At 63.0% G+C, this 11155-nt stretch carries 9 protein-coding genes and 2 pseudogenes; 4 read left to right on the top strand and 7 right to left on the bottom strand.

The window, feature by feature from the left end:
• Positions 1-203 precede the first annotated feature (203 nt).
• Genes AB0M80_RS43890 through AB0M80_RS43880 form a run of 3 tightly spaced genes read right to left on the bottom strand, consistent with a single transcriptional unit; the run spans position 204 to position 2179 of the window.
• Entirely contained in the window at positions 204-827 is a 624-nt protein-coding gene (locus AB0M80_RS43890) for a DUF2637 domain-containing protein (protein ID WP_364576485.1), read from the bottom strand.
• A gap of 28 nt (positions 828-855) precedes the next feature.
• Entirely contained in the window at positions 856-1890 is a 1035-nt protein-coding gene (locus tag AB0M80_RS43885; RefSeq protein ID WP_364576484.1) for a site-specific integrase, read from the bottom strand.
• Positions 1880-2179: an AbrB/MazE/SpoVT family DNA-binding domain-containing protein gene (locus tag AB0M80_RS43880; RefSeq protein ID WP_364576483.1), complete on the bottom strand. Its 300-nt coding sequence runs from the start codon at positions 2177-2179 to the stop codon at positions 1880-1882. The genes AB0M80_RS43885 and AB0M80_RS43880 overlap by 11 nt, the downstream gene beginning before the upstream one ends.
• A 980-nt stretch (positions 2180-3159) precedes the next feature.
• Between AB0M80_RS43880 and AB0M80_RS43875 the strand changes: the two are divergent.
• From AB0M80_RS43875 to AB0M80_RS43865, 3 genes and pseudogenes are all read left to right on the top strand, one after another.
• Positions 3160-3396, top strand: a pseudogene (locus AB0M80_RS43875) (DUF2510 domain-containing protein); the annotation flags it as partial.
• Between the two features lie 174 nt (positions 3397-3570).
• Positions 3571-4191, top strand: a complete 621-nt coding sequence (locus AB0M80_RS43870; RefSeq protein WP_364576486.1) for a hypothetical protein — start codon at positions 3571-3573, stop codon at positions 4189-4191.
• 165 nt (positions 4192-4356) lie between these two features.
• Entirely contained in the window at positions 4357-5067 is a 711-nt protein-coding gene (locus AB0M80_RS43865; protein WP_364576482.1) for a hypothetical protein, read from the top strand.
• Positions 5068-5188: 121 nt separating this feature from the next.
• Here AB0M80_RS43865 and AB0M80_RS43860 read toward each other — a convergent pair.
• A pseudogene (locus tag AB0M80_RS43860) lies at positions 5189-6664 on the bottom strand (IS1634 family transposase); the annotation flags it as partial.
• A gap of 173 nt (positions 6665-6837) precedes the next feature.
• Here AB0M80_RS43860 and AB0M80_RS43855 point away from each other — a divergent pair.
• Positions 6838-7194: a VOC family protein gene (locus tag AB0M80_RS43855; protein WP_053731577.1), complete on the top strand. Its 357-nt coding sequence runs from the start codon at positions 6838-6840 to the stop codon at positions 7192-7194.
• Between the two features lie 3 nt (positions 7195-7197).
• Here AB0M80_RS43855 and AB0M80_RS43850 read toward each other — a convergent pair whose 3' ends face one another.
• The 3 genes from AB0M80_RS43850 to AB0M80_RS43840 all read right to left on the bottom strand — a co-directional run bounded on the left by AB0M80_RS43850 (position 7198) and on the right by AB0M80_RS43840 (position 10640).
• Positions 7198-8001, bottom strand: a complete 804-nt coding sequence (locus tag AB0M80_RS43850) for an alpha/beta hydrolase (protein ID WP_284742605.1) — start codon at positions 7999-8001, stop codon at positions 7198-7200.
• Between the two features lie 948 nt (positions 8002-8949).
• A complete protein-coding gene (locus tag AB0M80_RS43845) occupies positions 8950-9540 on the bottom strand; it encodes a hypothetical protein (RefSeq protein ID WP_364576481.1) in 591 nt (196 codons plus the stop codon).
• 140 nt (positions 9541-9680) lie between these two features.
• On the bottom strand, positions 9681-10640 hold the full coding sequence (locus AB0M80_RS43840; protein ID WP_364576480.1) for an NACHT domain-containing protein: 960 nt from the start codon (positions 10638-10640) through the stop codon (positions 9681-9683).
• Positions 10641-11155 lie beyond the last annotated feature (515 nt).

The following is an 11155-nucleotide window of genomic DNA, read 5'->3' as shown; positions in this document are numbered from 1 at the left end:
GCGGCCAGCTCGTCATACGACGGACGAACACCTTCCCCCACAACAAGATCATCCCACAAGCCCGCTCACAGCCCGAAAACGGCCTGAACAGTTACGAGTTGCGTATCGTCGAACACGTGTTCTAAACTGCTGCGCGGTGTCGGGCGGAGAGGGGAAGTCTCCGCCCGACACCCCATCAACAGGTGACCTCTTCAGAAGACGTCTCAGCCTGACGGGAGATGACCGACTGACACCAAACCACGAGGCCGGGGCAGGTTTCCGAGTTCGTCGAGTCGGCCGGTCGCCTTCCAGGCGCGCAGGACGCGGCGGCCGTAGTTGCTGGTGTCGGCGATGCGGTCGAGTTCGGCGCCGGTAGGACGGCGGCCGCAAGCGTGCTCACGGACGTAGTGCTGCCACATCCGCTGCTCGGCCGTCGGTTCCGCCTCATCCGAGACCGGCTCCCCGCTCACTACCGATGGAGTCTCGGCAGTCTCGGTATGGCTTCGGCGGCGGCGCAGAGACCGGTTGAGCAACTCGACGGCCAGGAGCAACGCCACCGGCGGGCTGGCCGCGACGATCACGCTGAAGACGGTGTGATGCTCGGCGGATCCGATATTGCCGCACAGGGACAAGCAGATGCCGAAGCCGAACGCCAGCCACGCGATCCGCCGGCCCGCGTCGTGGCCGGTCCTCCAGAGTTCGGCCGTGGCGATGGTGAGCAGGCCGTCGACGATCAGGGGCCAGATCGCTGCGGTCGTCGCGTCGCTGCCGAACCGCAGCGCGAAGACCCGGCCGTGCCGGTACGACGCATACGCCGCGCCCAACGCGACCAGGGCCGGCAGGCGCACTGCACCACCAGTCCGGCAGTCCATCGGTTCATGACGCACCTCCGCGGGCATGGTTATGGGCAAGGGGATGCGATTCGCCGGTGAGCGCGGACAAGGCGGTGGCCACGTCGCGGACCGAGGCTTTGACGTAGGTGACCGTGGCACTGTCGGCGGAGTCGAAGTGACCCGCGTAGGCGTGGGCTACGCCGTAGCCGAAGCGCCGCTCCACCCACGTCAACGTCGTATGCCGCAGCCAGTGCGTGGAGACGTTCTGCGTGCGCACCGACGGCACCTGCCGGCCGATTCGATCCCACAAGTGGTCGTAGCGACGCTTGGTGATCGGCTCCCCGGTGCGATAGTGCAACAGCTGCGTCTCCGGATGGGTCGCGCCCCGCTCATCACCGTGGGCCAGCAACAAGCCCATCAAGGTGGGCGAGATGGGCTGGAAGCGGCTGGTGCCGTCCTTCTCCCGCAAGTGGACGAGACATTGGGTCTCCTCCAGGTCTCGCCGCCGGAGACCGAGCGCTCCCCCGCGGCGGCAGGCCGTCTCGGTGTGCAGCCGCAGCAGCAGCGTGTCCAGATGCGGATCGTCCCCGGTTGTCGCGGCCGCGGTGTTGATGTCCACCAGCTCGTGATCGGCCAGCGCCCGGCGCGGAGACGGCAGCCGGCGGGGCTTGGCCACCTTCAACGCCGGGTTCTGCCCCTCGCTCAGCAGCCCGTCGTTCACCGCGTGCCGGTACAGACAGCGGACCGCCGCGATGAAGTTCTCCGCCGCGTTCCGCCCGCCACGGCTGTTGCGGCGCACCACCGCGGTTGCGCGGCTCTCCTCCGCCAGCTGCTTGATCTCCGACGGTGACGGCTCGTCCAGCCGCCGCCCGCCCCACGCCTCCTCGACGCGGCGCCAGTACGACCCATACGAACGGGCTGTCGCTGGCGAGACCGCCCGCGAGACCTGCGGGATGTACTCCGAGAACGTCGGCACCGCCCGCCGCTCCTCAGTCTCGGCAAGCAGATCCGCCGGAGCGATTCCCATCTTCGACAACAGCAGGCGTGCCGCGCCCAGTTCCACCGAACTAGCGGTCATCACGATCACCGCCAGCCAGCGACGCGTGATAGCTCGTCACCATCTGATCCAGGGCACGGGCGGGATGCACGACCAGGACACCGCGCGCCGGATCGGCGACCATGAACACGTCATCGCCGGCAGAGATCCCGCATCGACGCCGGAGCACGATCGGCAGCACCACCATCCGACGCTTCCCCAGCTCGAACACGCCAGCCGGGTCTCGACGCATCAGCAGCGACGTCCCGACCACCGTCACGGTGAGGCGCACATCGTCGTGCCAGCCCAGCCGATCCAGCAGCGGCCACACACAAACCCGGCCGGAAGGACTGACTCGAGCTATCGCATACTCCAGCCCTGACCGAGTCCGATCGGGCAGTAGCGCGGGCAACGGCAGAGCCACCGCAGGAGAAGCCGGACGATCCAGGAGTCCATCCGGAGCCGCGCCGGGGATCACGGGTGCCACTATCACGCCGACCACCGCCCCGATCGGGCGGTCCGGCTACGGAACGCAAGATGCCGACCACCATGAACGGTGATCGGCTTGATGTGAGAGGGTTGGTGAAAGTTCACCACTTTTGGTGTCCGAGGACGATCTTGCTCACTATCTACACGCCTGCGGCTTCCCAGCTAACGAAGCGGTCGTCACCGGCGCATGAACGACATCAGACGAATTGCTACTCCTCTTGGGTCGGTCCAATACACGGACCTCCACGGCAGCGCGAACGGGCGCCGTTGGTCGCCGCATTCTGCGCCGCGCGGTAGGCGCCAAAGCCCGGGACCTGGTTCGCCCTCTCGCGTTCGCTGAAGGCCGACGCTGGCTCTGGCAAGACATCAGCGCCGGCGTCGGCCCGCGCGCCGCCGGCGCCACCCACACCGACGAGGACCTGCGCTGGCTGTGCCAGCACGCCGGCTCGTACGTCATCGAAGCTACCGAGGATGGCCGCTCAACCTACCGGCTTCACCACTCGAACCTCGCCGACCACCTCCGCGACGATATCGACACCACCGCCCTACACCGAGCCATCGCCGAGGTCCTGATCGCACATCGGAGCCGGCTACGTGACGACCTCAGCGACTGCATCCGGTCCGCCCGATCCGACCCTGCGCCTCGTTGCGTCCACCCGTGGTGGACGTCGCTCGCTGGACCACTTCACTGACAGGGTTGCGCCGGCCCGCTCAGCACCCTCTGCTCGCCCAGCGTCCCGCCTGCTGGCTGCGGCCCTGTGGACACACCACATCACCGCAACCCCAACCTCGCCGATCCCGCCAACTGTGCACGGCACGTCCATGCAGAACTCACGACCAACCGACCCCACGCCAGCCGCATACGCTTTGACCTGCCGTGCTCACGGGCGCGTAACGCGCGATCGGGAAGCGCCGACTTCATATCAGGTTTTGTCGCTTGAAACAGGAACTCGAGGCACCGTGGACGCTGCGACTACGCCGCCGCCAGGCTGGTACCCGGACGGGTCCGGCGTGCGATGGTGGAACGGAGAGACTTGGACCGGGCATACCGCACCGCTCCCCACGCCTACTACTGACGGTCGCGCGGGCGAACAGCTCCAATCTCCGAAAGGTATGCCTCAGCTACCGACTGCCATCACAGCACCGGCTACTGTCACCGCCGGCGCGTTGCACGGAACCAGTTTCGGGGACCGCTGGATCGAAGTCCACAGCTCCGGATCCGACAAGCGCGGCTTGACGAAAGTGATCACCACACGCGGACGCACCGGCCCCAAGTCCTTACGGGTCGACGACGCAATCGTGCAACTGGTCGGCAACGACGTACAGGTGAGCATCGGCAGCACCCGAGTCGGCGTGCTAAGTGCCACAGACACAGCGACGTACCAGCACGTACTCGAGTGGGCACGCCACCCGATCGAGTCCAGCGGGATCGTCCTCATCGACGCGGAAGGACATCCAGGAGCGCACCTCAAGCTGTACCTTCCCAGCCCAGACATGCTCGTGCCCGCCAACGACCTGAACCCCACGATCGCGGTGTTCCCAGCTTGGGACCGGGCCGGTGGCCTGACCTTGGCCAGGTTCAAGGCCGAGCACGCCCTGGTCGATTCCGCGACCGCACACTGGTGGTCAGGGACAGCCCGCTCTGTCTGGGTGGTGCTCACCCGCACGGCATTCGAAATCACGGCATCGATGGACGGAATGCCGTTACCGAACCTCGACCCCGATCGTGACGGCGGCCTGAGGTCGGCATGGACCGCCAGACATCCCGGACTCACACAGATGCAGTTCGAGGCACAGGTGTATCAGATCAAAGCCGGACGCCAGGTCAACATCCGCTTCGCGTTGAGCTGGTAGACCCGGCACCTCCTGGCCCGCGGCCCGACCGCGACTTGCCTGAGCCGGTACCGCGGGCCGTCGTGGTCAACGCAGCCGATGATCAAGTCGACGTCCACGAGTGACACTACGACCCGCCGCCGGGCAGCGAACGCACTGCTGCGGAGACCGTCAACGATACGCGAGGTGATCGACGCCACCAGCGAGGCAGTCGCGAAGACGATCATGCCCAAACTGCACCAGCTCAGCCGCCCTCACGTTCAATTTGGTGTAACGGTGACCAGTGATCTTGCGACGTCGAAGGCGACGAGCGGAAGGGGGAGGACGGCAGACGTGGCGTTCACGGATGTGGTGGGCACGATCAGCGCTCTTGCGGGGGCGGCGTCGGCGGCGGCGGCGTGGAGGGCCGCTCTAGCGAGCGGCAAAGCTGCCCGTGAAAGCCGAGAAGCTCTGGCGTACGCCACACGCCCTTACCTGGCGCTGAGCACAGAGCGCGACGATCAGCCCGACTCGACGACAACCGAGACGGTTGGGATCAGGAACACAGCTGGGTTTCCCGCTGTAGATGTTCAAGTTGCAGTACACGACTCGAAAGGGCGGCGCGTGGGCGCCGGAGAAATTCCCTTTATGGAGGGACAGACTCCGAACTCTTGGTCCGGCCCCGAGATTCCACTCAAAATTGAATTGCCAAACCTTGCGCTGCTTCTAAATGTTGGCGACAGTCGTACGATCACGGCGACGGTTCGGTCATCTGATAGGCAGCGCTTCCTTCGCTGGGAACAGCGGATCACACTGAAGCGGACTGTGGTTCCTCCGACGGAGCACGATCATCGGATGCTCATTCATGTCGACAACTTCGAGATCGAAGAGCCGCGCACAATCGGAAAGGCCTCCTAACGGCTACGGCGACGACAGCAGCAAGCCCGACTCAGCCACTACAAACGCCGCGGCTGCCCACTCACCCAACTGCCATTACGGTACGCCGCGCAGCAGACCTGACTTGGCTCAAATTACTGTAGTGCGCACCGCGGTCGTGGATGCGGGTGAGGGCATCGCGGAGGTCGTCGGGTAGCGGGTCGACGGCGGTGAGGGTGTGCTCGCCGGCCTGGATGTTGATGGTGCGGTAGCGGCGGGTGGTGCGCACGAACTTCTTGATCGACCAGCCGGTGGTCTGCTCGATCCACCTGCTGACGGCCAGGGCGGCGAACACGACCGTCAGGTGCGCGTCGATCGACTCGCGCTTGTGGTGGTAGATCGGCCGCGCACGTAGGTCGTGTTTAGACATTCGGAACGACTTCTCGATGTGGAACAGTCGGTGGTAGGCGTCGATCACGAACTCGGCGGTGACGTCCGGGAGGTTGGTGACGTAGCCTTTGAGGCCGGCAAGGGCGCGTGCCTTGGCTTCCAGGGTCCGGTTGACACTCTTGGTGGCGCCGGTGAGCTGGATGAACCGGTTGCGTTTGACCGCGGTCTTGCCGGCGACGGCCTGCTCGGCCTTGGCGACCTGTTCGTCGATGCCGTGCAGGGTGCGCCGAGCCCGGTCCGCCCGGTACTGGTAGTAGATGATCTGGTCGCGGCGCTGGTCCTTGGGGCCGGCAGGCCAGGGCTGGGTGAAGATGTGCCCGTCGGGGGTCTGCTCATCCGGGTGCTCGTGGCGCCACGCCTGGACCACGTACGGCACGTCGGGTATCCGCGCGCCGAGGATGAACGACAACCCCGCGGCCTCGATGGCCTGCTGGTTGGCCGCAGAGATCATGCCAGCGTCGGCCACGACCGTGACATCAGCCAGCTGGTGGGCATCCATGAACGCACGGATGGTCGGCAGCATCGTAGTGGTCTCGCCCCGGTTGCCCTCGAACGCGTTAACCATCAACGGAAACCCGCTTGCGTCGGTGAGCAGCCCGATCGTGATCTGCGGCTCCAGGCGGCGTTCTTTGGAGAACCCGGGCTCACGGAACCCGTCCCCGGCATCGGTCTCGAAGTACAAGGTGGACACATCGTAGAGAACCAGTGACGCCGGCCCCAGATCAGCGGTGCGGGCGCACGCCGCGGCCAACTTCTGCCGCCAGGACTCTTTCGCGAACGCGGGCAGACGCCGCTTGAGGGTCGCGTACGCCGGCGGGTCGAAACCTGCCTCCTCGACCACCCGCAGACTGTCCAGCTTGCTGGTCGGCTCGACGATCCGTGCCAGCACCAGTAATCGGAACACCTCGTCACCACCAGCGGCCTCCTCGAACCCCAACAGCTGGTAGGCGTGGCCGAGCGCGTCCCACAGGTACCCCATCCGCGACGACGTGATCGCAAGCGGCCCACCACCAGCACCACTGCCGGCCTGCAACGCCGCGAAGTCCGGGCCAAAGTCGAGCTCGGGCTGCCCCACAGCCAGACGCTGCCTCGCCACCGCCTTGAGCGCCTCCAACGCCGCATCGTCATGCGCCGAGCCGATGTGCTCGATGTCCCGCGACCCGCGACGCGAGGAGTGCACGATCTGCACCGCCCTGGCCCCCGACGCCGTCTTCACCGTGCGCACATACGCCACGAGAGACAGCCTGGAACCGGCCGCTTAGTGCGCAGATTTTCGCCGTTCACACGACGAAACCGCAGCTCAACAGCCAGCACCCTACCCAAGATCAGCGATCTTGAGCCAAAGTCAGGTAAGGTGACGGAATGGTCATGCGGGTGGCGGTTCCCGTGCTGCCGTGCCGAGATGTGCAGGCAGCGCGGTCGTACTTCACGGACGTGCTCGGATTCGACACCATATTCACCTGGGAGACCCCACCTAGCTACGCGGCCGTGATCCGCGACACCGCCGAGTTCCACCTGTACGCCGAAAGCAGCGTCGGCCCGGCCAGGGTGACGGTTGTCGTCGACGACGTCGATTCCTGCCACGACGAGCTGCGCGCCCGCGGCGCCGACATCGTCGAGCCACTGGCTGACCGGCCCTACGGGATGCGCGACTTCAACGTACGGACACCCGATGGGCACTTGTTGATCTTTAGCCAGCCGCTTACCGAGTACGGGTGACCATCAGCGGACCAGCCGGAAGAATGACCGGACCTCGTCGACGAACAACGCCGGCTGCTCGAACGCCGCGAAGTGGCCGCCCTTGCCGGGCTCGTTCCAGTACCGGATGTTCGGGAACCGGCGCTCCGCCCACCGCCGAGACGGGCGCTGCAGCTCCTTGGGGAAGACCGAACAGCCGGTGGGTACGGTCACCGGCGCGCCGGCCGACCCGGAGATCCATTCGTTGACCTGCCGGAGGCTTTCCCAGTACAGCCGGGCGGATGAGGCACCGGTGCCGGGCAGCCAGTAGAGCATCAGGTTGTCGAGCAGCTCATCCCGGGTAATAACCCGATGCAGGTCGCCACCGGAGTCGGTCCACGACCAGAACTTCTCGACGATCCAGGCGCAGAGGGCGGCCGGCGAGTCGACCAGCCCGTAGCCGACCGTCTGCGGCCGGGTCGACTGCTGCGCCGAGTATCCGGAGCCCCATTCGTCCGCCTCCCGCAGTGTCGCGAGCGCCGCCCGCTCGGCACCGGTGAGGTCGTCCAACGTGGCCGGATCGGGCGGTGCGAGCGGCGGCATGAGATGGATGCCGGCGACCCGATCGGGTTGCCGTTGACCGATGCTCGTGGCGATGCTGGTGCCCCAGTCGCTGCCCTGGGCGCCGAACCGCCGGTAGCCGAGCCGGGCCATCAGCTCGCACCACGCGTCGGATATCCGCTCGATCCCCCACCCCGGCGCGGCCGGCTTGTCGCTGAAGCCGTAACCGGGAAGCGATGGGCAGACCCCTAGAACCGGCCGCTTAGTGCGCAGATTTTCGCCGTTCACACGGCGAAACCGCAGCTCAACAGCCAGCACCCTACCCAAGATCAGCGATCTTGAGCCAAGTCAGGTTACGGTACGCCGCGCAGCAGATCCGGGCCGTACGGCCAGCCAGCGACGGTCAGCCTCGCCCATTCGCGCTGGCCGGCTCGATCTGCTGCGGTGTCTGCGCCGACGACTGGACTCGCACTGGAGCCACGGACGTCCAACCCGGCTACCGCTTACCGCTGCCGCCGCGGCCACGCCAGCACCCAACGCGCAGGCCAACCGCGGGCCGAAGACGCTCTACATCCGCGAAGACCACCTACTCAACGATCTCCGAGCGGGTTCCCCGAGACGGTCGATGAGGATGGCTCCGCGATCGCGGACTACCTAAGGTCGAACAACCTAACGATCAGGTGTGGCGACCCCACGCGAGAAGTCAAAGCCTGTCGTTCACTGCGCGCACGTCCCGCAGCAGACGAGACTGCCGGAGCGCAGCTGCTGTTACTCTGACTCTGCCGCAACGCGCGGCTTCATGGGGTAAGTGAGTGTCCGAGATCTTAACCGCCTCGAGCTCACAGGAGAACTATCGGCCAATTACGTGCAAGTGCTGTTGACGCTAGCCGAGATTTCCCACCGAGCAACACGCGGTCCACAGCGCACCCGACACTACCGATGGTCGGTGACTCATACCAGACCGATGAGCACACTGAAGCGCTCGGATGCAGTCGGCACCGACTGGCCAGCACTGGTCGAGCAGTGGACGGCAGACGACGGACCAGTGCGGGTCGCCGCCGACGAGTCCGGCACGACTGGCGAAGATCTACTGGGCGAAGACCCACCGGTGATCACTCATGCAACAGTGCGGATCGACGATGAGGCCCCGTCGGAAATCTTGCCAAACCTCCGCGCGCTTGCAAAGTCGACGCAAGCCGAGGCAATTTCACCGCTACATGAGGCCGTAGAGCTAGATCAATCTAAATTACCTTCGGCAGAACTCTTTTCAGAGAGGTTCAATCTATCATTTATATTCGCGTCAGAACTCCGGCTCGATACACGACTTCCGTTTACTCTGGAAATCGCGTCAGCCTCAGCCAATAATCCTTCCAGAAGTTCGCGGTGGCCATAACAGAGCAACTGGAAAGCCACAGCCTCATGCACCGTCTCCGAATCAGACTTGGCCGCCTCAGAGAACATCTTTCTAAGATACGTTAGTTGTGATCCATGGCTTGTTTCCGAAGAACGCTCAAGTAACTTAAAGTAGCCTTCAATTCGAGCCAGGAGCCTCACAGCGGGGATTTGTGAAATTTTCGGCCCGACATCGTTAATTATCCAGGCGGAATCCGTAGATGATGTTTGTCGTTCAATCTTACCGTCTACAAATGTTCGCAGTTTCCTGTAAAGGACTTCGGGTCCGAAGTCTTTCGAAACTCCTTTTCGTCCAACGAATTTTACTTGAGATCTGATTATCACAGGTGCACCCACGCCGGAGGCCAGTGATGCCCACCACCATTGACCTTCGGGAAAAACAAGTACCGCAGCAGGAAATGCCGCAGAAGACATTGATCCGTCGAATAGCATACGTAATACAGCCCAATGCAAGACGTTTCGCCGCGGAGCCGACCCGCATTTATTGTAGACCTCAACAAAGGACAGCAAACCTCCAGCAATTAGAGCAACAATAGGGCCGATTATTGCGCCAATCATGAGTCTGCGGCCTCCCGAAGCGCCGGGAGAGCCTTGTACTCGTCTCGACCATTCGACTTTGCGATCCGAGCAACCCGTCCTTCCGAAACCAAGTCTTGCAGAACCGAAAGAACGACTGTTGGCGGCAACAAGGTACGCCCACTGATTTCCGCAAGCTCGTAGCACTCACCAGATCTGAGTAAAGCATAGATTAAAACCTTTGATGCGCTATCCGGAAAGCTCCATTCATCGGACTTACCCTCGGAGGCAGAGCTTGTTATTTCTCTCGACATCGCACCGGCATCCAGTGCAAGAGTATTCGAATCCGGAAGAATGACGGAAAGCCAGCGAGCCTCTTCGCTGCGAGCTGCAACAATACAAGTATTGCGTTGATAGTCGTCTAACCAGGAGCGAAGATGCTTCATGGTCCCGGTCGCATTATATGCCTCATCGAGACCATCGACAATAATTACCATCCGGCCAATCGAGGCTAGATTCCTAAAAGCACGTCGAGGTATCCCATATCTTTCCTTAGCCATCTCAGGCAAGAATCGATGGAAATCCCCTGTCACAGGAAGAGTTTTTGCATCCAAGAGGAGAGGAAAGCGACCCTCTTCTTTCCCGCGGTCACCAACTAGACTTAGGCAGCACAGAAACGCTACAGCTTCAAGGAACGTCGTTTTCCCGCTTCCCACCGGGCCAACAACCAGTAGACGATTTCCCGATGCCAGTAGCGCCTCAACGTCAAGCGCGTAACCATCCAAGGTCACCGCCTGATCCGACGTAAATTTTCTGGCGAGAGATCGTGCTTGATTGCCCTTCTGACTGTACGATATCTCGCGAATTATCTTGGCCGCCAGAACCTGTTCATCAACCTTATCAAATCTTTCCGAGCGAAATACATGCACAGCGACCCATACACTTGCCGCCACAGGAAAGCTAAGCCAGAAAATGGTCCAGTTCCGCGAGTCGGCCACAGTTGCCAAGTTTACCGACACGCTCACCAGTAGACTTACGGCAGTAACGATCGTCGCCGACAGCCACTTTCGGGGGACGCGATAATTTCGTTTAGCCCTCAAGGATTCCCCCTTAGAGCGACCATCCACATCATCTCACCCATCCGGATTGTTGATTTAATTCGGTCTTTCACTTATCAACTGGTCGCACCCTCATTCACGAATCTAAGCTACACTCCCCTCCAGTTTTAGGTGGCGTTCGACGAACCATCTACAAGTCGAGTAGCCGACGATGTTTGTTACCAGCAAGGTCAATCGAGACCAAATTGAGACATTCGATACCCCTGCGGAAATCGAGGCTGGCTTACACCGAAGCGTTACCTGACGAAACTTCCCAGACCGCGGTCAGATTCGTCCAACGTCACGACTCGCAACGTCTAGCTGTTGCGGGGCATGACGTTGGTGACGCGGGCGAAGGCCTGAGACGAGGGACGGGTCTTTCGGCGGCAGGATGAGAAGTGCGACCCACTCGTCCG

The organism is Amycolatopsis sp. NPDC051045 (genome assembly GCF_040682955.1).
Lineage (GTDB): Bacteria > Actinomycetota > Actinomycetes > Mycobacteriales > Pseudonocardiaceae > Amycolatopsis.
This window is presented reverse-complemented; position numbering and strand designations above follow the sequence as displayed.